We start from the raw sequence: 21465 nt of genomic DNA, 5'->3' as shown, positions 1-21465 counted from the left end.
CTAAAAAAGTCAGCAGGTTCAATACGACAACGACTTATCCGGCCCGCTTCATCCTGGCGGCGAAGAAGCCGTCGAGACCCGATAACCCCGGTGATCCCATGGCCAGGTCCGCGGGCGTGGTGCGCAGCGTGCCCTGCGGCGTCAGGAATGGGTCTATACCGGCAAATTCGCCGGGACGGATCGGATCGGCGGCCACGCCGGGGTTCCCGGCGAGGAAATCGCGATAGAGCTCCTCGCCTTCGATCGGGTCGAGCGAGCAGTTAGAAAAGACGATACGGCCGCCGGGCCTGACGAGGCCGACGGCGTGGGCAAGCAGCCGGCGCTGGAGGTCGGCGAGCTTTTCGACATCGGCCATGGTCTTGGTCCAGGGCACGTCGGGGTGGCGGCGCACCGTGCCGGTCGAGGAGCAGGGCGCGTCGAGCAGGACGGCGTCGAACAATTGCGCCGGCCGGTAATCCAGGAGGTCGGTCTGGACGAGATCGGCGGTCAGGCCGAGGCGCTCGAGATTCTGCTTCAGCCGCGCCAGCCGGTTCTTCGAGGTGTCGACGGCGGTGACTTCAGCGCCGGCCAGGATAAGCTGCGCCGTCTTGCCGCCGGGCGCGGCGCACAGGTCGGCGACGCGCTGTCCACGGATGTCGCCGAACAGGCGCGCCGGCAGGCTTGCCGCGGCATCCTGCACCCACCAGGCGCCGTCGGCGAAACCGGGCAGGTCGATGACGTTGGCGGAAAGCTTCTCGACGCGCACCGTGCCGGTGGCCAGCACGATGCCGCCAAGGCGCTCGGCCCAGAGCGCCGGATCGGCCTTGACGGTGAAGTCGACCGGCGCCTCGTGGCGATGCGCGGCAAGGATGGCGCGCGCCTTGTCGGCTCCGTAGGCGGCGGTCAGCCGCTCGGAAAACCATTGCGGCGCCTCGCTGGTCGCGGCAAGCGCCGGGGCGAGCTCGGCCTCCTTGGCGCGCGCCAGCGAACGCAGCACGCCATTGACGAGGCCGGAGAAACGCACTGTGCGCGGATCGGACTTGGCGTGGGTGACGGCAAGGTCAACGGCGGCGCTGTCAGGAACGTCGAGGAACAGGATCTGCGCGGCGGCGACATTGAGGATGTGCGAGAGCGCCGTGGCGTTGGCCGGCAGCGGCTTTTCCAGCCGCTTCGACAGCAGCCCGGCAATGGTCATGCGATGGCGCAGCGCCGTGACCAGGATGGCCCGCACCAGCGCGCGGTCGCGCCCGTCCAGCGCCTTGTATTGCGGGTGGCCGTTCTCGTTGTCGGTCAGTCCGTCGAGCGGCGTGCGGGCATCGATGACGGCGGCAAGCAGGCGCGCCGCCGCCTTGCGCGCGGCAAGGCCGGCTACTTCGAAAGCCTGGCTTTTTACGGGCTTCATTTCGTGGGTATTTGCTCGGCTAGTTCGAACACGGCGTTGACGAAAATATCCTTGCTCCCTCGGGGAGAGGTTAGCCCCATGTACTCTTTTTCCGCGGTGCTCAGATAGTCCACAATTTGCGATGGCGTGGCGCCATCTCTCACGAGCCGGATGACATGGAGCAGATAGGTATCATATTCGTCCTCTGGAAGCGGCCGGGATCGTAGTTCGCTCGATCTCACCAGGTTCGCCATCGGCATGCCGATAGGGTTCCAGTGGATAGCGCATAGATCACGCATTTGCGTCAGCGAGATATCGCCTTTTCCTGTCACGACCAGGGGCCTTTCGACCGGACATTGCGCGGTCCGGTCGGGTTGCGGCCCCAGGGATTGGCTTTCGGCGGCGCCGGCTTGGCCTCCGGGGTCGGTTCTGCCCGCTTACCCCATGGCCCCGCCGATGGCTCGTCGGGCTGGATGGGCGGCGGCGAAGCCTGGCGTCGAGCGGCCGGCGATACGCCACCCATCGCGCGCGCCATGTCCTGCAGGGCGGCGATGCGGTTCTCGGTGCTCGGATGGGTCGAGAACAGATTGTCCATGCGCTCGCCATGAAGCGGGTTGATGATGAAAAGATGCGCCATAGCCGGGTTGCGCTCGGCATCCTCATTAGGGATCTGCTCGGCGCCGCGCGCGATCTTGTTGAGCGCCGAGGCCAGCCACAGCGGATTGCCGCAGATCTCGGCGCCGCGCCGGTCGGCCTCGTATTCGCGCGTGCGGCTCACCGCCATCTGCACGATCATCGCGGCGAAGGGCGCAACGATCATCGCCACAAGCACGCCAACAAAGCCGAACGGATTGTTGTTCTCCCGGCTGCCGCCGAGGAAGAAGGCGAAATTGCCGAGCATCGAGATGGCGCCGGCGAGCGTTGCCACGATCGTCATGGTCAGCGTGTCGCGATGCTGCACATGCGCAAGCTCGTGCGCCATCACCGCCGCGACCTCTTCATGGGAGAGGCGCTGGAGCAGGCCCGTGGACGCTGCCACCGCGGCATTTTCGGGATTACGGCCGGTGGCGAAGGCGTTGGGCTGCGGGTTGTCGATCAGATAGGTCTTCGGCATCGGCAGGCCGGCCTGCTTGGCCAGCGCCTGGACGATCGTGTAGTATTCGGGCGCGTTCTTCTCGTCGACCTCGACGGCGCGGTTCATCGACAGCACCATCTTGTCGGCGTTCCAATAGCTGAACAGATTGGTGCCGGCGGCGATCAGAAGCGCGATGACCATGCCGCCCGAGCCGCCGATCAGATAGCCGACGCCCATGAACAGCGCCGTCATCGCGGCAAGAAGCATGGCGGTGCGAAGCGTGTTCATCGTTTCATCCGTCTGTAGTCGAGGCGAATAGGAGTCGATCCTCTCGGTTTCATGGCTATATGATGGGAAACGGCCGCTCCCGTTTCAATCGGCAAGGACTTATCGCATGATCGAAGAGCCAGGCAAAACCGAAGCCGCGGACGCGGGCGAAAAGCCGCAAAAGGCGCTGACGCCGGAAGCGCAGCGGGCGCTGGCAGAAGCCGAAGCCCGTCGTCAAAAGTATCGAGCGGCGGAAGCGCAATTGCCGAAAGAGATCGGCGGCCGCGGCGGCAAGGAACCCGGCCGTTATGGCGACTGGGAGGTAAAGGGCCTGACCAGCGACTTCTAGCCGGACGTGCTGACATTCAGGTGAGGCCGGCCTGCGAATGGCGGCTTCCTGCGCTTCCGGTGCTCACGTACTTTAAGTACGCTCCGCTCCGGCCTTCGCCGGCCGAAGCCCTCATACGTGTTTACGTTCTGTGAAAGGCTACGGCCGGCGTAGGCCGGTTCTCGGAATCCGTCGTTCTCGACTCGGCCTGACCTGAATCTCAACACATCCTTAGGCCGCCGCCTGGGTGGGCGACAGAACGATGAAACCACTGTCGTCCGTCGCAATGCCGATCTCGTCATAGGAGCGGATTGCCGGGTGCGGCGTGACCATCGGGTGGACATGCGTGGCGCTGATCACCATCACCGATGCGCCGGAAGCCTCGCCTGCCGCGATGCCCGCCGGCGCGTCCTCGAAGACCAGGCAGTCGCGCGCCTCGACGTCGAGACGCCTTGCCGCCAGAAGGAAGCAGTCCGGCGCCGGCTTGCCATGGGTCACGTCTTCCGCGGTCACCATCACGGCGGGAGCCGGAATGCCGGCCGCCTCGATGCGCAGCAGCGCCAGTTCGCGCGGCGCCGAAGTGACGATCGCCCAGCGCTCCGGCGGCAGCGATTGCAAAAACGCAACGGCGCCGGAGATCGGGACGATGCCTTCGAGATCGTCCGCCTCGGCCTTGAGCAGCAAATCCGCCTCCGCCAGCGGATCGACACCCGGAAGCTTCAGCGCGGCGATCGTCTCTCTCGCGCGCCTGCCATGGATCGTGGGCAGGAAGGCCGCCACATCGAGGCCATGCCGGTTTGCCCATGTCGTCCACACCCGTTCCGCGGCGGCGATCGAGTTGAGCACCGTGCCGTCCATGTCGAACAGGAAGGCGGCGAATTTTGAGCCTGCAAACATCGGATGTCCTGGAGAATCGTTTTCGGGGAGGGGCGAAACGCAGAACACAGTTTTAGACCGGGCAGCACCGCCTGAGAAGGCGAGACGCCGGCATTTCGACTCGGGCACTGGAACCAGCTCCGGCTCGCGGCGTTGAACAGGCTGTCTTTCCAAAATCACCAAGGGGGGATGCGATGCTGATCCGGCTCGGCTATGAAATCGCCATCGAATGCGCGGCGGTGACGCCGATCATCTCGCTTCTCGACATCCATCCTGACCGGCATGCCGACATCAAGCGGCAGACGCGGGTCCTGACCTCGCCCTCGGTTCCGACCCGGACCTATCGCGACCGCCACGGCAATATCTGCCGCCGCTTCACGGCGCCCGCCGGAAGCTTCCGCATCCTCTACGACGCGGCGATCGAGGACAGCGGCGAGACCGACGCAGTCAATACGCTGGCGCATGAAACGCCGGTGGCGGAATTGCCCGACGATGTGCTGGTCTATCTGCTCGGCAGCCGCTACTGCGAGACCGACCACCTCAGCGACATCGCCTGGCAGCTTTTCGGCCATCTGCCGCCCGGCTGGGCGCGCGTCCAGGCAATCGTCGACTATGTCAACAGCCGGCTCTCCTTCGGCTACGGCTATGCGCGCGCCACGCGCACGGCGGCCCAGGCGCATGAGGAGCGCGTCGGCGTCTGCCGCGATTTCGCGCATCTGGCGATCGCGCTTTGCCGCTGCATCAACATTCCGGCGCGCTACGTGAACGGTTATCTCGGCGATATCGGCGTGCCGGCCGATCCGGCGCCGATGGACTTCTCGGCCTGGATGGAAGTCTTCCTCGACGGCAAATGGTACACGTTCGATCCGCGCCACAACCGGCCGCGCATCGGCCGCGTCGTCATCGCGCGCGGCCGCGACGCCACCGACGTGCCGCTGCTGCACAGTTTCGGTCCGCACCGACTCAGCCTGTTCAGGGTCTGGACCTACGAGCAGGAAGGCAACCGCTTCAATCCTCCGCATCATGGCGTCGATCGGACGGTCAGCGCGCAGATGCTCTTTTGACATTCAGGTGATGCCGGCCTGGCCTGAATCTCAACAGCCCTGCGCCGCACCTGTTTCATGGCTGCCGCTGACCCGCTTCGGCACAGCCTGTTTGTGCCGAAGCGGGAACGGGTGCGACAGCCGCCGGCACATGGTAAGCGCTTCATGAACGTCGCTTGGCCAGCGCATTTTTCTTTACTTTCCGTTCACCTTCGGATTTGCCGAAAGCCAGCAAAAACAATGGATTAACCTCCCGTTAAGCGTCTTCTCGCTGCTGCCGGCCGCGTCTGGCCGAAATCCTGCAATGCCTCGGCCGAGCGGCACGGTGCCGCAAGCAGTGGAGGCGGAAGGGATGCGGCAGTTCAGAGGCGTCGTTCGTGGGGTGGACGGCTTTGCCCGCAATCGCCAAGGCAATTTCGCGGTACTGTTCGGGGCTGCCGCATCGGTCCTCGCGCTGGGGGTGGGATTCGCGGTCAATATCTCGCAGCTCTACAATGCGAGGTCGAGCTTGCAGGGCGTCGTCGACGCCGCTGTGACCTCGACGGCCCGGGATCTCACCCTCGGCGTCATCACCGAGGCCGACGCCAACAAGACGGTGCAGGCATTCCTCGACGCCAACAGCGCGGCCGGCATCCTGCAGGCCAATCAGGTCGTGCTCGACAAGCTCACCGTCGACAGGACAGCCAACACGGTAAGGGCGGATGTGCACACCGATGTCAGCCTCTACTTCCCGGTCTTCAGCATCGGCGACATGCAACGGGTTAAGTCCTCGACCACCGCGCTCTATTCGGACAAGACGGTCGAGGTGGCGATGATGCTCGACGTCACCGGCTCCATGGCGGGCCAGAAGATCAAGGACCTGAGGATAGCGGCTAGCAACGCGGTCGATTCGTTCCTCGACGGCCAGAACGCCTCCCGGCCACGGGTGCGGGTGGCGATCGTCCCTTACGCCAATTCGGTCAATGCCGGATCGCTTGCCGCAAGCACGGTCTTTGTCGAGACCAAGGCCAGCGACCGCAAGCAGGCGCCGGGCAATGGCGACCCGAAATATGTCTCCACGTCGACGCGACCGGACAATTGCGCCACCGAGCGCAAGGGCGCTTATCAGTATTCGGATGTGGGCCCGGATGTCGGCATGGTCAACCGCGACCTCTATTTGTCGACCTTCGCCAAGCAGACCAACACGGCAGCCTGTCCGGTCGCCACGGTTCAGCCGCTGACGGCGAATGAGTCGACGCTGAACAATGTCATCAAGGACCTTGTCGCTTCCGGCGGCACCGCCGGCCATATCGGCGTGCAGTGGGCTTGGTACTTGCTCTCGGAAAACTGGGGCAGCGTCATGAACGCCTCGCAACGGCCGGCCAAGATGGATCCGAAGAAGGTCGCCAAATATGTAATCCTGATGACCGATGGCGAATTCAACCTGTCCTATTTCGACGCCAGCGGCCCGGATCAGGTCTATAACGGCGCCGGCAAGGTTCAGACACGAACCGCTGCGACGACACTCTGCGCGGCGATGCGCGACCAGGGCATCGAGATCTTCACCATCGGCTTCGCGCTCACCGAGAAGAACGCCAAGTCGACGCTGCAATCCTGCGCCAGCCCGGATACCGGCAATGCCAAGCATTTCTACCAGGCGGCCAATGGCGCCGAGCTCGACCAGGCGTTTCAGGATATCGTGCGCAACATCGACAAGCTGACGGTGACCAGATAGCGGCCAAGCCGCTGACCTGCAGCGCTAAAGCGCGTGGCGATCTTTCAGATTCGCTCCATTTTACGCATGTCTTTATCCCGAAACCGGTTCCCACTTTCGGGAGACATGCTTTAGCGCAAAAGGAAAAGGCCGCCGCTTCTCGACGAAGCCGGCGGCCTTCCGTGTTTCCGTCCATGACGCGGCTCCTGGCGGCAACCCCTTCGGGCTACCCGCCGCGCGTCTCGCGCCTTAACGGGAAGACTGCTTCCCGGAAGTGCAATCCGCTGAGCTCACGTTATAGGAAACGAAATCACTCGACATCGGATCACCTCCTTTCAGTTCGTTGAACACACCCAGATGATGGGGTGTGTCGCGACGAAAGACAAGATGACGTGACGGAATGGCCATGCTTCGAGCCGGGAAACCTGCTCTTGCGGTGCTTTTGCGCAACAGATCGGGATTGCGGTCCACAGGCCGGTGGACGACAGTGCGGCCTGGGAATGGGGCGGAGGCTATATAACGGGAGGTGGAATGGACGCCGCCGACAGAGCCGCGCGGATCGTACGCAAGGTTGTCGAAACGCTGAAGCCGGGTTTTGCGGTCAGGCTATGGACCGGCGAGCGGATCGGGCCTCCTGGCGGTCCGGTGCTCGCCATCAACGACCAGGACATTGTCTGGCAGCTGGTCCGGCGGCCGACCTTCTCGACCCTGGTCGAGATGTGGATTTCCAAGACGGTCGATATCGAAGAAGGGACGCTGTTCGATCTCTATGCCCTGCCGTCGCAAGGCAAGCTCAAGACGAAGCTCAAATCCCTGCCCAAGCTGGCAATCCTGCGCGACCTGCCAATGGTGTTGTTTTCGCGCAAGCAGATGACGGCGCGCAGCGATCTTTCCGGCCGCAAGCCTTTCGTCAGCGGCTCGAACAAGGAGGCTATCCGGCATCACTACGACATTTCGAATGATTTCTACCGGCTCTTCCTCGACGAGCGCATGGTCTACAGCTGCGGCTACTTCCAGGATTTCGCCAACGGGATCGACCAGGCGCAGGTCGACAAGCTCGACCACATCTGCCGCAAGCTGAGACTAAAACCGGGCGAAAGGCTGCTCGACATCGGTTGCGGCTGGGGCGCCATGCTCATTCACGCGGCGAAGAATTACGGCGTCGTCGGCCACGGCGTCTCGCTGTCGCAAGCCCAGACCGACCTTGCTCGCGAGCGCATTCGCGCCGAGGGGCTGGAGGATCGCATCACAATCGAGATAAAGTCCTATGCCGAGCTGTCGGGCACATTCGACAAGATCTCGTCGATCGGCATGTTCGAGCATCTGGGGCTCGCCAACCACGCCACCTACTTCTCGGCTGTCCACCGCTTGCTGAAGCCCGGCGGCATATATCTCCACCACGCCATCACCAGGCGCAGCAAGGGCGACATCAGGAAGACGCTGCGCAAGGGGCCGGAATACAAGGCGCTGATCAAATACATCTTCCCCGGAGGCGAACTCGACACGATCGGCATGACGCTCGGCAATCTCGAGGCGCATGGATTCCTCGTCTACGACGTGGAGAACCTGCGCGAGCACTATGCCCGCACCTGCAGGCTGTGGGCGGAGCGCCTGCATGCGCGGTTCGACGAGGCCGTCGCCGAGGTGGGAGAGGCCAAGGCGCGGCTCTGGCTGCTCTATTTGACCGGTTGCTCGATCACCTTCGAGCGCGCCTCGGCGCAGATTTTCCAGACCGTCGCCACGAGGCGAGCCCGCGGCCCGAGCGGCCTGCCGCCGACACGGGCGGATCTTTATCGGTAGGTCCGGCCGGCTTCAATCCATCAAGCGCATCGGCACGCCGACTTCGATCCGCGCGGGCCGGTCGACGGTGCAATAGACGCCGAGATTGTGGGCGTTGTGGCGCACCAGGTTGCGCAGGATGCCGGGATCGGTGTCGAAACCGTCCTGGGCGATGATGGTGAAGCCGCAGCGGCGGCAAGGCTCGGAGACGGTGAGCAGGAGGTCGCCGACCGCGAGTTTCCTGCCGATCCATTCCGTCTCCGGAAAGGCGCCTTCGACCGGGTCCATGTCGACGACGATGTTGGGCCGGAAGCGGCGCGGATCTGGCGTGCCCTCGGGATGCAGCGCCTTCAGCCTGGCGAGCGAGGCGGTGGTGAGCAGGTGGATCGGCGCCTTGGTGTAGCGGGCCTCGGTCGGCGGGCCGGCATAGAAGGGCGTCGCGTTCTGCGCGCCGAACGGCCGGATCGCGGCGTCGAAGCCGAGAAAGGCGGATATGGCGCGGTCGCTTCGAGGATCGGCGCCGGCAGCCAGTCGCCGCCGGGCACGGCCACGTCGAGCCGCCATTCCTTGCTCGGCAGGGCCTCGCTCAACCGGGTGCGGATCAGCGGCACCTTGTGCCATCTCGCCTCGCGGTCGGGCCTGGCGATCTCGCCGTCGGCATCGACCAGGCCGAACAGCCGGTCGCCCTCAACGGTCTTCAGCCCGACGGAGATGACATCCAGCCGCTCGCCGGCGAGCGAGCTCGCCGGATAGCGCCAGAGCTGGCTGACGGTGCCGAGCTCGCCGGTCATCAGCCCTTCTTGTTCTGCCGGTTGGCGACGAGGTCGTCGACCACGGCCGGATCGGCCAGCGTCGAGGTGTCGCCGAGCGCGCCGAAATCATCCTCGGCGATCTTGCGCAGGATGCGGCGCATGATCTTGCCCGAGCGGGTCTTGGGCAGGCCCGGCGCGAACTGGATCTTGTCGGGCGTGGCGATGGCGCCGATCTCCTTGCGCACATGCGCGACGAGTTCCTTGCGCAGCTCCTCGCTCGACGTGGCGCCGGCCATCAGCGTCACGTAGCAGTAGATGCCCTGGCCCTTGATGTCATGCGGGTAGCCGACGACGGCAGCCTCGGAGACCTTGTCGTGGCTGACCAGCGCCGATTCGACCTCTGCCGTTCCCATGCGGTGGCCGGAGACGTTGATGACGTCGTCGACGCGGCCGGTGATCCAGTAATAGCCGTCGGCGTCGCGGCGGCAGCCGTCGCCGGTGAAGTACTTGCCCTTGTAGGTCGAGAAATAGGTCTGCACGAAGCGGTCGTGATCGCCATAGACGGTGCGCATCTGGCCCGGCCAGGAATCGGTAATGCAGAGATTGCCGTCGGTGGCGCCGTCCAGCACCTTGCCTTCGCCGTCGACCAGCTCCGGCTGGACGCCGAAGAAGGGCCGCGTGGCGGAGCCGGCCTTGAGGTCGGTGGCGCCCGGCAGCGGCGTGATCATGATGCCGCCGGTCTCGGTCTGCCACCAGGTGTCGACGATCGGCACCTTGGCGTTGCCGACGACGTTGTAATACCACTCCCAGGCTTCCGGATTGATCGGTTCGCCGACCGAGCCCAGAACGCGCAGCGATTTTCGCGACGTCTTGGTAACGTGGGCATCGCCGGCGCCCATAAGCGCGCGCAGCGCCGTCGGCGCGGTGTAGAAGATGTTGACCTTGTGCTTGTCGATGACGTCCCAGAAGCGCGACTGCGAGGGATAGTTCGGCACGCCCTCGAACATCAGCGTCGTGGCGCCGTTGGCCAAGGGCCCGTAGACGATGTAGCTGTGGCCGGTGACCCAGCCGACATCGGCCGTGCACCAATAGATGTCGCCGTCATGGTAGTCGAAGACATATTGGTGCGTCATCGAGGCATAGACGAGATAGCCGGCCGTGGTGTGCAGCACGCCCTTCGGCTTGCCGGTCGAGCCGGAGGTGTAGAGGATGAAAAGCGGGTCTTCCGCTTTCATCTTCTCCGGCTTGCAGTCGGCCTTCACCGTGGCGATCTCGTCGTGGTACCAGACGTCGCGGCCCGGCGCCCAGCCGACCTTGCCGCCGGTGCGGCGGACCACGACGACCTTGTCGACCATCACATGCTGCCTGGCCGCGATGTCGATGGCCTTGTCGGTGTTGTCCTTCAGCGGGATCGGCTTGCCGCCGCGCAGGCCTTCATCGGCGGTGATGACGAAGGTCGATTCGCAATCGACGATGCGACCGGCCAGCGCATCCGGCGAAAAGCCGCCGAAGACGATCGAATGGATGGCGCCGATGCGCGTGCAGGCCAGCATCGCGTAGGCGGCCTCCGGGATCATCGGCATGTAGATGGTGACGCGGTCGCCTTTCTTGACGCCGTGCTTCTTCATCACATTGGCGAGCCGGCAGACATGCGCGTGGAGCTCGTTGTAGGTGATCTTCTTGTCGTCGTAAGGGTTGTCGCCTTCCCAGATGATCGCGGTCTGGTCGCCGCGCTTCTTCAGATGCCGGTCGATGCAGTTGTAGGAGACGTTGGTCAGCCCGTCCTCGAACCACTTGATCGAGACCTTGCCGTTGAAGGAGGTGTTCTTGACCTTGGTGAAAGGCTTGAACCAGTCGATGCGCTTGCCGTGCTTGCCCCAGAACTTGTCCGGTGACTTCACGCTGTCGGCATACCATTTGAGATAAGTATCGTTGTCGATCAACGCGTTCTTCTTCCACGCCGGCTGGACGCGGTGGACATGCACATCGGACATTTTTCAGCTTTCCTCCCGAACCATTCCGCCGGCTTGGGTCGCCGGCGGTATCGCGGCGAAGCGGCCGCGAATTCGCGGGCATTATTAACAGTTCCGCCGTGACGGCAATATTAGACGTTGGATTCGCGCGGCGGGATGACGCAGGGGCAACCCTACGCGCTATTAGCAGTCTCGCTGTGCGGCTGCTAACTGCCTGTTTTAACGAGAAAAATTTTGAAGGACGGCGAAAAAATCCATAGACAGTTAAGCAACCGTGCGCACAATTCGGCGTTGGGAGGAAGGAGAATCAACCAAGGAAACGCAATGCGCGACAATTCCGAAATGGACCTGATGCTCAGGGGATACGGGCTGACCACGGCCAAGATCCTTTATCACTACCCGGACCACCCGCACCTGCTGCAAAGCTTCGTCTGGCAGGATTACGACATAGCGCCGAAGTTCCCGGTCCTGATCCGCTTCATCGAGTTCTGGAAGACCAGGCTCGACGGCCCGCTGCATTCGGTCACCTACACGCATCACAAGCTGATCGCGCCGAATGAGTGGCGCAAGGTGGACGGGGAGTTTCTGGTGCACTGAGCCGTCGCAGGGCTCTCCGGAGGTCGAACGTTTGGCGGAAACGCCCATCACTTCGTCATCCTCGGGTCGTCGCGACGCCGCTTCGCGGCTGCTTCGCCCGTGGATGACGAAGTTCAGGAGCCGCGGCTAATCGCATACGTTCGCGACCGCACCGATAGGGACGGTCGCAACACACTCACACCGCCGGCGGGTTCAGCCGGGCGAAACCTTCCTGACGCCGATAGGGAAAGTACGGGTAGGGCGCCGTCACGGCGCTCGCTTCATCGAGCGCCTTGATCTGCTCAGGCGTCAGCGCCCAATCGACGGCGCCGAGATTCTGCCGCAACTGCTCCTCGTTGCGGGCGCCGATGATCACCGACGATACGGTCGGCCGCTGGAGGAGCCAGTTGATGGCGACCTGCGGCACGGTCTTGCCGGTCTCGGCGGCGACCGCTTCCAGCGCATCGACCACCTTGAAAAGCTGCTCGTCCTCGACCGGCGGGCCGAAATCGGCGGTGTCGTGCAGCCGGCTCTTTTCCGGCAAGGGCTGTCCGCGGCGGATCTTGCCGGTCAGCCGGCCCCAGCCGAGCGGGCTCCACACCAGCGCGCCGACGCCCTGGTCGAGGCCGAGCGGCATCAGCTCCCATTCATAGTCGCGGCCGACCAGCGAATAATAGACCTGATGTGCGACATAGCGCGGGTAGCCGCGCCTGTCGGCCAGGCCGAGCGACTTCATCACCTGCCAGCCGGAGAAATTGGAGACGCCGACATAGCGCAGCTTGCCGGAGCGCACGAGGTCGTCCAGCGCCGACAGCACCTCCTCGATCGGCGTCGAGGCATCGAAAGCGTGAAGCTGCAAGAGATCGATATAGTCGGTGCCGAGGCGCTTCAGCGCCGCGTCGACGGAGCGGATCAGGCGCGAGCGCGACGAGCCCCAGTCGGCCGGGCCGTCGCCCATCGGCAGGGACGTCTTGGTCGAGACCAGCACCGCGTCGCGGCGGCCTTTGATCGCCTCGCCAAGCACTTCCTCCGAAGCGCCGTTGGAATAGACATCGGCTGTGTCGAAGAGGTTGACGCCCGCCTCCAGGCAGATGTCGACCAGCCGGCGCGCCTCCTTGGCGTCGCTGTTGCCCCAATGGCTGAAGAGCGGGCCGGAGCCGCCGAAGGTTCCGGCGCCGAAGGAAAGGGCGGGCACTTTCAGGCCCGAGGCGCCGAGAGGTCGATAGTCCATGTTTTTTCTCCTGATTGGATGAAGGAATCAGCGCTCAGCACTGCGCCGTGACCGGCTTGCCGATCGCGCGGCCGCGTTCGAGGCGCAGCGCCAGAAGCACCACGCCGAGCGCGGCGAGCGGCACCAGGCCGGCAACGAGGGGGACGGCGCCGAGGCCGGGGCCGTGGTCGATGACGAAGCCGCCAAGCCAGGCGCCGATGGCGTTGCCGAGATTGAAGGCGGCAATGTTGAAGGAGGACGCCAGGCCCTGGCCGGCGCCCTCGGCCTTCTCCAGCACCCACATCTGCAGCGGCGCGACGGTGGCGAAGGCGGCAGCACCGAGCAGGCCGACGGCGACGATCGCCGCGATCGGCTGATGGATCGCCGCGGTCATGACGAACAGCACCGCCGACAGCGCGACCAGCGTTCCGACGACCGTCGGCACCAAGTGCCGGTCGGCAAGGCGTCCGCCAAGCAGGTTGCCCGCGACCAGTCCGCCGCCGAAGACAAGCAGGATCGGGGACACCGAGGCTTCGGAAAAGCCGGTGACGCGGGTGAGGATCGGCGCCAGATAGGTGAAGGCGGCAAAGACGCCGACCCAGCTCAGCACCGTGGTCAACAGGCCGAGCAGCACCGGCCGGCGGGCGAGCACGGCGAGCGTGCCTTCGGAGCTTTCCTCCTCGTCCGTGGCGGCCGGCTCGTCGCGCGGCACCAGCAACGCGATCACGGCAAAGGCGACGACGCCGACCAGCGTGACGGCCAGGAAGCTCGAACGCCAGCCATAGGCCTGGCCGAGCCAGGTGCCGAAGGGGACGCCGAGGATGTTGGCGACGGTGAGGCCGGTGAACATCAGCGCGATCGCCGAGGCCTTCCTGTTCGGGGCGACCAGGCTGGTGGCGACGACGGAACCGACGCCGAAGAAGGAGGCGTGGGCGAAGGCGGTCAGCACACGCGCCGCCATCAGCGTCCAGTAGTCGGGCGCCAGCGCGCAGGCGAGGTTGCCGACGGTGAAGACCACCATGAGCGCAAGCAGCAAGGTCTTGCGCGGCAGGCGGCCGGTCAGTGCGCCGAGCAGCGGCGCGCCGCCGACGACGCCCAGCGCATAGCCGGAAATGAGCAGGCCCGCCGCCGAGATCGAAACGCCGAGATCGGCGCTGACGTCGAGCAGCAGGCCCATGATGACGAATTCGGTGACGCCGATGCCGAAGGCGCCGGCGGTGAGGGCATAAAGAGCAAGAGGCATGGCGGTGGTCCGGTTGATCTGAGTGGACGCAGTCCCCCGCGCCCCTTTTGTTGGAACATGATCTTTTCCGAAAACCGGTTCCCCACTTTTCGGGATCATGCATCGACCGGAAGATCGTGTTCCGCCAAGCTGTGAACCAGCCTTGCATCAGGCATATTTTCTGTGAAATAGATTCACGAATGGCGAGACCCGACATCAACCGCTCCGGCGAGATCGAGGTGTTCGTCCGCGTCGTTCAGGCGGGCAGTTTTTCCGCCGCGGCGCGGGCGTTGCGCATGACGCCGTCAGCGGTGAGCAAGCTGATCGCAAGGCTGGAGGCGCGGCTTGGCGCGCGGCTGATCAGCCGCTCGACGCGCAAGCTGCAGCTGACGCCGGAGGGCGCGGCCTTCCACGACAGCGGCCTGCGCATCCTCGCCGATCTCGACGCGGCTGAACGGGAAGCGGCTGCGGGCGCTGCGCCGCGTGGCCGGCTGAGGGTCAATTGCTATGTACCGTTCGGCCAGCACCGGCTGATGCCGCTGTTGCCGCGCTTCCTCGAACGCTACCCGGAAATCTCGGTCGAGGCGGTGCTGACCGACAGCGTCATCGACCTGATGGAGGAGCGCGCCGATGTCGCCATCCGCGCCGGCCCGCTGCGCGAGTCACGGCTGGTGGCGCGCAAGCTCGGCCAGAGCCGGATGGTGGTGGTCGCCGCACCGGCCTATCTCGAAGCGCGCGGCACGCCGCAAACGCCGGCCGATTTGGCCAGCCACAATCTGCTCGCCTTCGGCTTCGTGCGGCATATAGACGGCCTGCCATTCGTCGATGCAAAAGGCGCGTCAGTCATGGTTCCGATCGCCGGGAATTCGACGGTCAGCGACGGCGAAGCGATGCGGCTGACGACGTTGGCGGGAGCAGGCATCGCAAGGCTGGCGCGCTGGCATGTCGAGCTCGATATGGCCGCCGGGCGGCTCGTGCAACTGCTGGAGGCGTTCAACCCCGGCGACGAAGAGCCGACGCATGCCGTCTATGTCGGCCAGGGCAAGCATCTGCCGGCGCGGGTGCGTGCTTTCCTCGACTTTCTGGCGGAGACCGTTCGTCTCTGAATAAGGAAAGAGCCGCGTGTCCAAGGGCGCGCGGCTCTGACCTGTCTGCTCAAAGTGAAAGGAATTTACGCCTTCGGCACGAACGGCGCCGGCCGGCGCCCGGCGCCTTGCCGCTCCAGCATCCAGCCGGGATATTCGGCGGGCAGCGCGCTGACCTCGTCGAGCCTGGCGAGATCATCGGCGTCGAGCTTCAAGCCGGTCGCGGCGAGATTCTGTTCGAGCTGGTCCATGCGGCTGGCGCCGATGATGACGCTCATGACGAAGGGCTTGGCCAGCACATAACCCAGCGCCACCGTGGCGACGCTGACGTCGTGCTTCTTCGCGACCTCGCGCATGACGGCGACGGCCGCCCAGGCGCGGTCCTCGTTGACCGGCGGGAAGTTGAAGGAGGCACGGCGGCCTTCGCCATTGCCCGGTGCGCCGGGCCCGTATTTGCCGGAGAGCAGCCCGCCGGCCATTGGCGACCAGACCATCAGGCCTAGCTTTTCCTCGTTGATCAGCGGCACGATCTCGCGTTCGAGATCGCGGCCGGCGATGGAGTAATAGGACTGGATGGTCTCGAAGCGGGCAAAGCCCTTGCGCTCGGCAATGCCAAGCGCCTTGGCGATGCGCCAGGCCTGCCAGTTGGAGACGCCGACATAACGCACCTTGCCGCTGGCGACGAGATCGTCGAGCGCGCGCAGGGTCTCGTCGATCGGCGTCACGGTGTCGGTGCCGTGCAACTGGTAAAGGTCGATATGGTCGAGCTGTAGCCGCTCCAGGCTGCCGTCGACCGAGTCCATGATGTGGCCGCGCGACGAGCCACGCTCATTGGGCCCGTTGCCCATGGTGCCATGCACCTTGGTGGCGATGATGACGTCGGACCTTTTGACACCGAGGTCCTTGAGCGATTGGCCCAGCAACTGCTCGGACTGGCCGACGGAATAGACGTCGGCCGTATCGAAGAAATTGACGCCGGCGGCAATCGAGCGGCCGACGATTTCGTTAACGCCCTTCTGGTCGAGGCTGGCGATCAGCCCCCATTGGGCGTTCTGGCCGGCGGCGCCGAAGGTCATGGTGCCGAGGCAGAGTTCGGAAACGAACAGGCCGGTGTTGCCAAGCTGGTTGTAGCGCATGGTGAGCTTCCCCGAGAACAGGATTGAATGACAGGATCGAATGACAAGAGGCAAATAGGAACGGACCGTTTCGTTTCAAGCCCGGGCGCAAGCGTAGTGGTCAACTTGGCGTGAAGTTGCCCATCAGCGGATTTGGAACGGTCAGACTTCCCAGGGATTGACGACTGTCACGCCCACGCCTTCGAAGTCGGCGACATTTCGTGTGACGAGTATCAGGTCGTGCACGAGGGCGGTTGCCGCGATGAGGGTGTCGGCGCTCCCTCGCGTACGTCCCGCCGTAATGCGGCCCCATGCGAGGGCGACCTCTTCCGTGATCGCGAGGATGCGGTCCGCATTGTCTCGGCGCAGTTCCCGCAGCCAGACATCAAGCCGCGCTGCCCTGTCGGGATCGGTGTTGCGTTGCTTGACGATTCCACGTTCGATCTCACCAATGGTGATAACACTGAGACTGATCGAGGTCGGATCAACCGAAGCGAGCCAGGCGGTTGGTTTGGGCAGCCGCCTTTGCACGTCCGAAACCACGTTCGTGTCGAGCAGGTACATCAAAGATCAATATCCCGGATCATCGTAGCCGAGCGACGGGTGATTTCCTTGTCAAACTCATCGTCCCAGCCCGGGCCGGCCAAAAGATATTCGGCGAGCGATTTCTTCTTCCCGGCAAGGCGATCATAGTCCTCCACGGACAGCACGACCGCAGCCCGTTCGCCGCGAAGTGTCACCGTTTGGGGCCCCTCCGTCCTCGCGCGCTGTACCACCTTTGAAAAATTGTTCTTCGCGTCCTGAAGATGCCAGTTCATGCATCGCTCCTAGCTAGCTTGGCTAGATATAATGCGGATATCCCTCATTATCAATCGAGGTGAGCGAGCATGCCGCCCTTCGCTACCGGCTGCCGAAGATCGCCGAGCCGACCCTTACGCTGGTCGCGCCGAAGGCAATGGCGGTCTCGTAGTCGCCGGACATGCCCATCGAAAGCTTTGCGACGCCGGCTTCGCGGGCGAGCTTTTCCAGCAGCGCGAAATGCGGGCCAGGGTTCTCATCGGCCGGCGGAATGCACATCAGGCCTTCGATGGCGAGACCATAACCATCGCGGCAGCGCTTGACGAAAGCGACCGCCTCGCGCGGCTCGATGCCGGCCTTCTGCAGCTCGGAGCCGGTGTTGACCTGCACGTAAAGCTTGGGTGTCCGGCCCTGCCGGGTCATCTCCCTGGCCAGCTCGGCGGCTATCTTTTCGCGGTCGACCGTCTCGATGACATCGAAAAGTGCCACCGCTTCCTTGGCCTTGTTGGACTGCAGCGGGCCGATCAGGTGCAACTCCAGATCGGCGAATGCCGCTCGCAGCGCCGGCCATTTGCCCTGCGCTTCCTGCACGCGGTTCTCGCCGAAGACGCGCTGGCCCGCCTCGATGACGGGACGGATATCCTCGGCAGCGAAGGTCTTGGATACCGCCACCAGCGTGACGGCGCCGGGCTCGCGCTTCGCCTCGCGTTCGGCGCCCGCGATCTTCGCCTTGACGGCGTGAAGCTGCTCTACGGCGCTCGCCATGCCACTATCCTGCCTATAGTTTTAACGCCGGCGCCGGCTCGCCGCAGTTGACGGGTCCGGCAATCCATGGTGAACACCGCGACGACATAGTCTCGGCTGCCGGCCTAGGCGTGTTGATATTCAGGTGATGCCGGCCTGCAAATGCCGGTTTCCTGCGCTTCCGGTGCTCGCGTACCTTAAGTACGCTCCGCTCCGGTTCTCGGAACCCGCCATTTTCGGCTCGGCCTGACCTGAATATCAACACGCCTTGGTCCAGCACCGCGCCCCTGCTTTTAAGTGAAAAACATCCGATGGCAACCGAACGTTACAATCCGCGCACCTCCGAGCCCAAATGGCAGAAGGCCTGGGCCGAAAAGAAGCTGTTCGAGGCCCGCAACGACGACCCGAAGCCGAAATATTACGTGCTCGAGATGTTCCCCTATCCGTCGGGCAAGATCCATATCGGCCACACCCGCAACTACACGATGGGCGACGTGGTGGCGCGCTACAAGCGCGCCAAGGGTTTCAACGTGCTGCATCCGATGGGCTGGGACGCTTTCGGCATGCCGGCCGAAAACGCCGCCATGCAGAACAAGGTCCATCCCAAGGACTGGACTTATGAAAACATCGCGGTGATGCGCGAGCAGCTCAAGATGATGGGGCTGTCGCTCGACTGGGCGCGCGAGTTCGCTACCTGCGACGTCGACTACTACCACCGCCAGCAGATGCTGTTCCTCGACTTCGTCGAGAAGGGGCTGGTGACGCGCAAGTCCTCCAAGGTCAATTGGGACCCGGAGGACATGACGGTGCTTGCCAACGAGCAGGTCATCGACGGCCGCGGCTGGCGCTCGGGCGCGCTGGTCGAGCAGCGCGAGCTGACGCAGTGGTTCTTCAAGATCACCGACTTCGCGCAGGACCTGCTGGACTCGCTCAACCGCCTCGACGAATGGCCGGAAAAGGTCAAGCTGATGCAGCACAACTGGATCGGCCGCTCGGAAGGGCTGCTGATCCGCTGGCCGCTGGCAAAGCCGGTTGGCGATACGCATGAGCTGGAAGTCTACACCACCCGGCCCGACACCATCTTCGGCGCCTCCTTCATGGCGGTCGCAGCCGACCATCCGCTGGCGAGAAAAGCCGCCGAGAGCAATGTCGAGCTGGCGAAGTTCATCGAGGAGGTCCGCCATATGGGCACCTCGGTGGCGGCGCTCGAGACGGCCGAGAAGAAGGGTTTCGACACCGGCATCCGCGTCGTCCATCCGTTCGACGAGAACTGGACGCTGCCGATCTATGTCGCCAATTTCGTGCTGATGGAATACGGCACCGGCGCCATTTTCGGCTGCCCGTCTGGCGACCAGCGCGATCTCGACTTCGCCAACAAATACGGCCTGCCGGTGATCCCGGTGGTGATGCCGGAAGACGCCGACGCCAAGACCTTCCAGATCATCGAGGAGGCCTATGTCGACGACGGCGTGATGATCAACTCGCGCTTCCTCGACGGCATGAAGCCCGAGAAGGCTTTCAACGAAGTTGCGAAGCTGCTGGAGCAGAAAAGTATCGGCGGCCGGCCGATGGCGGAGCGCAAGGTGAATTTCCGCCTGCGCGACTGGGGCATCTCGCGCCAGCGCTACTGGGGCTGCCCGATCCCGATGATCCATTGCGAGGCCTGCGGCGTGGTGCCGGTGCCGAAGGCCGACCTGCCGGTGAAGCTGCCCGACGACATCGAGTTCGACCGTCCGGGCAATCCGCTCGACCGGCATCCGACCTGGCGGCATGTCAAGTGCCCGCAATGCGGCCGCGATGCGCGGCGCGAGACCGACACGATGGACACCTTCGTCGATTCGTCCTGGTATTTCGCGCGCTTCACCGCGCCCTGGGCGAACGAGCCGACCGAGCCGAAAGCCGCCGACGAATGGCTGGCGGTCGACCAGTATATCGGCGGCATCGAACACGCGATCCTGCATCTGCTCTATTCGCGCTTCTTCACCCGCGCCATGCGCGAGACCGGTCACCTCAATCTGGCCGAGCCGTTCAAGGGCCTGTTCACGCAAGGCATGGTGGTGCACGAGACCTACCGTGTCGGCGGCGCGTCGACCAACGGCCGCTGGCTGTCGCCGCCTGAGGTCAGGATCGAGGACGCCGGCGGCAAGCGCCGCGCCGTGGAGATCGCCACCGGCGAGGAGGCGACGATCGGCGCGCTCGAGAAGATGTCGAAGTCGAAGAAGAACACGGTGAGCCCGGAAGAGATCACCGACGGCTACGGCGCCGACACGGCGCGCTGGTTCATGCTGTCGGACTCACCGCCGGAGCGCGACGTCGAATGGACCGACGATGGCGCCGCCGGCGCGCACCGCTTCGTGCAGCGCATCTGGCGCCTGGTGCAGATCGCGACCGAGCAGCTGGAAGGCGTGAAGCCCGCGGCGGCGAAGGATGGCGATGCGGGGACCGTTTCCAAGGCCGCGCACAAGATCCTGAAGGCGGTCGGCGAGGACATCGAGAAGCTCGGCTTCAACCGGGCGATCGCCCGCATCTACGAGCTTGCCAATGCGCTCGCGACGCCGCTCGCCGACGTTGCCGAAGGCAAGGCCGACGCCGCGCTGAAAAGCGCCTGCCGTGAGGCGGTGGAGATCCTGGTGCACATCATCGCGCCGGTCATGCCGCATCTGGCGGAGGAATGCTGGCAGGCGCTCGGCGGCGCCGAGATGGTCGCCGAGCGGCCCTGGCCGGTCTACGATCCGGCTTTGGTCGTCGACAACGAGATCGTGCTGCCGGTGCAGGTCAACGGCAAGAAGCGCGGGGATTTGACAATTGCCCGCGACGCGGATCAAGGTGCCGTCGAAAAAGCGGTTCTGGCTCTCGACTTCGTGCAAAAAGCACTGGAAGGTAAGGCTCCGCGCAAGGTGATCATCGTCCCGCAGAGGATCGTCAATGTCGTTGCCTGATCCGGTGAAGTCAGAAGCGGCCCGCCTGCGCGGCCGCTTGGCGGTCTGCGGCATGGTCGCCGCGCTGGCGCTGGTCTCGGCCTGCACCGTGCGGCCGCTCTATTCCAATCAGCCGCTGTCGACCGGATCGACGCTCAGCGCGTCCGCCGAGCTCGCCTCGATCTCGATCAAGCCGGTCAACACCCGCTACGCGCAGCAGGTGCGCAACAATCTGATCTTCGCCTTCGGGCAAGGCTCGGGTGAGCCGGCCTCGCCGGCCTACGTGCTCGATCTCGGCGTCACCGAGCTGGTCGAATCGGCGGCAATCGTGCAGGTGCAGACCCAGGAAGATGAGCCGACGGCGGGCACGGTCACGCTGACCGCCAACTACGTGCTCAGGGATACGGCGACCAACACGGTGATTGCCGTCGGCAAGCGCTCGATCCCGTCGTCCTTCGACCGGCCGCGCCAGGAATTCGCGGCCTACCGCGCGCAGATCGACGCCGAGAACCGCGCCGCGCGGGAGCTTGCCGATCTGCTGCGACTGTCGATCGCGCAGGATTTGGCCAAGCACGGCAAAAAAGCCTGAGCGACGCTTCTATTTTCAAAATTAAAAAAGGCCGGTTGCCCGGCCTTTTTTGTTCTGGCGGG

The 21465-nt window shown here is 64.4% G+C and carries 19 protein-coding genes and 1 pseudogene; 8 read left to right on the top strand and 12 right to left on the bottom strand.

Annotated features, from left to right (window positions below; all coding sequences use genetic code 11):
• Nucleotides 1-34 precede the first annotated feature (34 nt).
• From AC0YKC_RS04690 to htpX, 3 genes are read right to left on the bottom strand one after another with little or no spacing between them, the layout of a single operon-like run.
• Nucleotides 35-1381, bottom strand: coding sequence for an RsmB/NOP family class I SAM-dependent RNA methyltransferase (locus AC0YKC_RS04690; RefSeq protein ID WP_488510297.1), 1347 nt, complete (start codon nucleotides 1379-1381; stop codon nucleotides 35-37).
• Nucleotides 1378-1692 carry a hypothetical protein gene (locus tag AC0YKC_RS04685; RefSeq protein ID WP_434724428.1) on the bottom strand — a complete coding sequence of 105 codons (315 nt, stop codon included), beginning with the start codon at nucleotides 1690-1692 and terminating at the stop codon, nucleotides 1378-1380. Before AC0YKC_RS04685 ends, AC0YKC_RS04690 begins: the two co-directional genes overlap by 4 nt.
• Nucleotides 1689-2723 (bottom strand): zinc metalloprotease HtpX, encoded by a 1035-nt coding sequence (gene htpX / locus AC0YKC_RS04680; RefSeq protein ID WP_488510296.1) that lies wholly within the window; start codon nucleotides 2721-2723, stop codon nucleotides 1689-1691. Before htpX ends, AC0YKC_RS04685 begins: the two co-directional genes overlap by 4 nt.
• A gap of 106 nt (nucleotides 2724-2829) precedes the next feature.
• Here htpX and AC0YKC_RS04675 point away from each other — a divergent pair, with 106 nt between their 5' ends.
• A complete protein-coding gene (locus AC0YKC_RS04675) occupies nucleotides 2830-3051 on the top strand; it encodes a DUF1674 domain-containing protein (RefSeq protein WP_434724426.1) in 222 nt (73 codons plus the stop codon).
• Nucleotides 3052-3261: 210 nt separating this feature from the next.
• Here AC0YKC_RS04675 and AC0YKC_RS04670 read toward each other — a convergent pair whose 3' ends face one another.
• Nucleotides 3262-3927, bottom strand: a complete 666-nt coding sequence (locus AC0YKC_RS04670) for an HAD-IA family hydrolase (RefSeq protein WP_434724425.1) — start codon at nucleotides 3925-3927, stop codon at nucleotides 3262-3264.
• Nucleotides 3928-4100: 173 nt separating this feature from the next.
• Between AC0YKC_RS04670 and AC0YKC_RS04665 the strand changes: the two genes are divergently transcribed.
• The 3 genes from AC0YKC_RS04665 (at nucleotide 4101) to AC0YKC_RS04655 (ending at nucleotide 8442) form a co-directional block, all read left to right on the top strand.
• Nucleotides 4101-4970 carry a transglutaminase-like domain-containing protein gene (locus AC0YKC_RS04665; RefSeq protein ID WP_488510295.1) on the top strand — a complete coding sequence of 290 codons (870 nt, stop codon included), beginning with the start codon at nucleotides 4101-4103 and terminating at the stop codon, nucleotides 4968-4970.
• Between the two features lie 331 nt (nucleotides 4971-5301).
• Entirely contained in the window at nucleotides 5302-6663 is a 1362-nt protein-coding gene (locus AC0YKC_RS04660) for a VWA domain-containing protein (protein WP_488510294.1), read from the top strand.
• Nucleotides 6664-7173: 510 nt separating this feature from the next.
• Nucleotides 7174-8442: a class I SAM-dependent methyltransferase gene (locus AC0YKC_RS04655; protein WP_488510293.1), complete on the top strand. Its 1269-nt coding sequence runs from the start codon at nucleotides 7174-7176 to the stop codon at nucleotides 8440-8442.
• Nucleotides 8443-8454: 12 nt separating this feature from the next.
• Here the strand turns inward: AC0YKC_RS04655 and AC0YKC_RS04650 are convergent.
• Both AC0YKC_RS04650 and acs read right to left on the bottom strand, forming a co-directional pair.
• A pseudogene (locus tag AC0YKC_RS04650) lies at nucleotides 8455-9212 on the bottom strand (MOSC domain-containing protein).
• Nucleotides 9212-11167 carry an acetate--CoA ligase gene (gene acs, locus AC0YKC_RS04645; RefSeq protein ID WP_488510292.1) on the bottom strand — a complete coding sequence of 652 codons (1956 nt, stop codon included), beginning with the start codon at nucleotides 11165-11167 and terminating at the stop codon, nucleotides 9212-9214. Before acs ends, AC0YKC_RS04650 begins: the two are co-directional and overlap by 1 nt.
• Before the next feature lie 303 nt (nucleotides 11168-11470).
• On the opposite strand from acs, the gene AC0YKC_RS04640 reads away from it, so the two are divergent.
• Entirely contained in the window at nucleotides 11471-11743 is a 273-nt protein-coding gene (locus AC0YKC_RS04640; protein ID WP_320297565.1) for an usg protein, read from the top strand.
• 175 nt (nucleotides 11744-11918) lie between these two features.
• On the opposite strand, the gene AC0YKC_RS04635 is transcribed toward AC0YKC_RS04640, so the two are convergent.
• Nucleotides 11919-12953 (bottom strand): aldo/keto reductase, encoded by a 1035-nt coding sequence (locus AC0YKC_RS04635; RefSeq protein ID WP_488510291.1) that lies wholly within the window; start codon nucleotides 12951-12953, stop codon nucleotides 11919-11921.
• A 34-nt stretch (nucleotides 12954-12987) separates the two neighbouring features.
• Nucleotides 12988-14175, bottom strand: a complete 1188-nt coding sequence (locus AC0YKC_RS04630) for an MFS transporter (protein ID WP_488510290.1) — start codon at nucleotides 14173-14175, stop codon at nucleotides 12988-12990.
• 179 nt (nucleotides 14176-14354) lie between these two features.
• Between AC0YKC_RS04630 and AC0YKC_RS04625 the strand changes: the two genes are divergently transcribed.
• Nucleotides 14355-15260, top strand: a complete 906-nt coding sequence (locus AC0YKC_RS04625; protein ID WP_488510289.1) for a LysR family transcriptional regulator — start codon at nucleotides 14355-14357, stop codon at nucleotides 15258-15260.
• A gap of 65 nt (nucleotides 15261-15325) precedes the next feature.
• On the opposite strand, the gene AC0YKC_RS04620 is transcribed toward AC0YKC_RS04625, so the two are convergent.
• From AC0YKC_RS04620 to AC0YKC_RS04605, 4 genes are all read right to left on the bottom strand, one after another.
• Complete coding sequence (locus tag AC0YKC_RS04620; protein ID WP_488510288.1) at nucleotides 15326-16375, bottom strand: aldo/keto reductase; 1050 nt, start codon at nucleotides 16373-16375, stop codon at nucleotides 15326-15328.
• Between the two features lie 141 nt (nucleotides 16376-16516).
• Complete coding sequence (locus AC0YKC_RS04615; protein WP_320297570.1) at nucleotides 16517-16918, bottom strand: type II toxin-antitoxin system VapC family toxin; 402 nt, start codon at nucleotides 16916-16918, stop codon at nucleotides 16517-16519.
• Complete coding sequence (locus AC0YKC_RS04610; protein ID WP_320297571.1) at nucleotides 16918-17172, bottom strand: type II toxin-antitoxin system Phd/YefM family antitoxin; 255 nt, start codon at nucleotides 17170-17172, stop codon at nucleotides 16918-16920. The genes AC0YKC_RS04615 and AC0YKC_RS04610 overlap by 1 nt, the downstream gene beginning before the upstream one ends.
• Nucleotides 17173-17254: 82 nt before the next feature.
• A complete protein-coding gene (locus tag AC0YKC_RS04605; RefSeq protein WP_488510287.1) occupies nucleotides 17255-17917 on the bottom strand; it encodes a YggS family pyridoxal phosphate-dependent enzyme in 663 nt (220 codons plus the stop codon).
• Between the two features lie 290 nt (nucleotides 17918-18207).
• On the opposite strand from AC0YKC_RS04605, the gene leuS reads away from it, so the two are divergent.
• Both leuS and lptE read left to right on the top strand, forming a co-directional pair.
• The gene (leuS, locus tag AC0YKC_RS04600) at nucleotides 18208-20835 is read left to right on the top strand and encodes a leucine--tRNA ligase (RefSeq protein ID WP_488510286.1); all 2628 of its coding nucleotides are present in this window, start codon (nucleotides 18208-18210) and stop codon (nucleotides 20833-20835) included.
• Nucleotides 20822-21403, top strand: coding sequence for an LPS assembly lipoprotein LptE (gene lptE, locus AC0YKC_RS04595; RefSeq protein WP_488510285.1), 582 nt, complete (start codon nucleotides 20822-20824; stop codon nucleotides 21401-21403). The genes leuS and lptE overlap by 14 nt, the downstream gene beginning before the upstream one ends.
• Nucleotides 21404-21465 lie beyond the last annotated feature (62 nt).

The organism is Mesorhizobium sp. CNPSo 4661, assembly GCF_057784215.1.
The sequence above is the reverse complement of the archived record's forward strand: the minus strand, read 5'-3'. Positions and strand labels throughout refer to the sequence as shown.

Coding starts and splice junctions, on each gene's coding strand:
- AC0YKC_RS04690 (WP_488510297.1), bottom strand. CDS start 1,381: ATGAAGCCCGTAAAAAGCCAGGCTTTCGAAGTAGCCGGCCTTGCCGCG.
- htpX (WP_488510296.1), bottom strand. CDS start 2,723: ATGAACACGCTTCGCACCGCCATGCTTCTTGCCGCGATGACGGCGCTG.
- AC0YKC_RS04675 (WP_434724426.1), top strand. CDS start 2,830: ATGATCGAAGAGCCAGGCAAAACCGAAGCCGCGGACGCGGGCGAAAAG.
- AC0YKC_RS04670 (WP_434724425.1), bottom strand. CDS start 3,927: ATGTTTGCAGGCTCAAAATTCGCCGCCTTCCTGTTCGACATGGACGGC.
- AC0YKC_RS04665 (WP_488510295.1), top strand. CDS start 4,101: ATGCTGATCCGGCTCGGCTATGAAATCGCCATCGAATGCGCGGCGGTG.
- AC0YKC_RS04660 (WP_488510294.1), top strand. CDS start 5,302: ATGCGGCAGTTCAGAGGCGTCGTTCGTGGGGTGGACGGCTTTGCCCGC.
- AC0YKC_RS04655 (WP_488510293.1), top strand. CDS start 7,174: ATGGACGCCGCCGACAGAGCCGCGCGGATCGTACGCAAGGTTGTCGAA.
- acs (WP_488510292.1), bottom strand. CDS start 11,167: ATGTCCGATGTGCATGTCCACCGCGTCCAGCCGGCGTGGAAGAAGAAC.
- AC0YKC_RS04640 (WP_320297565.1), top strand. CDS start 11,471: ATGCGCGACAATTCCGAAATGGACCTGATGCTCAGGGGATACGGGCTG.
- AC0YKC_RS04635 (WP_488510291.1), bottom strand. CDS start 12,953: ATGGACTATCGACCTCTCGGCGCCTCGGGCCTGAAAGTGCCCGCCCTT.
- AC0YKC_RS04630 (WP_488510290.1), bottom strand. CDS start 14,175: ATGCCTCTTGCTCTTTATGCCCTCACCGCCGGCGCCTTCGGCATCGGC.
- AC0YKC_RS04625 (WP_488510289.1), top strand. CDS start 14,355: ATGGCGAGACCCGACATCAACCGCTCCGGCGAGATCGAGGTGTTCGTC.
- AC0YKC_RS04620 (WP_488510288.1), bottom strand. CDS start 16,375: ATGCGCTACAACCAGCTTGGCAACACCGGCCTGTTCGTTTCCGAACTC.
- AC0YKC_RS04615 (WP_320297570.1), bottom strand. CDS start 16,918: ATGTACCTGCTCGACACGAACGTGGTTTCGGACGTGCAAAGGCGGCTG.
- AC0YKC_RS04610 (WP_320297571.1), bottom strand. CDS start 17,172: ATGAACTGGCATCTTCAGGACGCGAAGAACAATTTTTCAAAGGTGGTA.
- AC0YKC_RS04605 (WP_488510287.1), bottom strand. CDS start 17,917: ATGGCGAGCGCCGTAGAGCAGCTTCACGCCGTCAAGGCGAAGATCGCG.
- leuS (WP_488510286.1), top strand. CDS start 18,208: ATGGCAACCGAACGTTACAATCCGCGCACCTCCGAGCCCAAATGGCAG.
- lptE (WP_488510285.1), top strand. CDS start 20,822: ATGTCGTTGCCTGATCCGGTGAAGTCAGAAGCGGCCCGCCTGCGCGGC.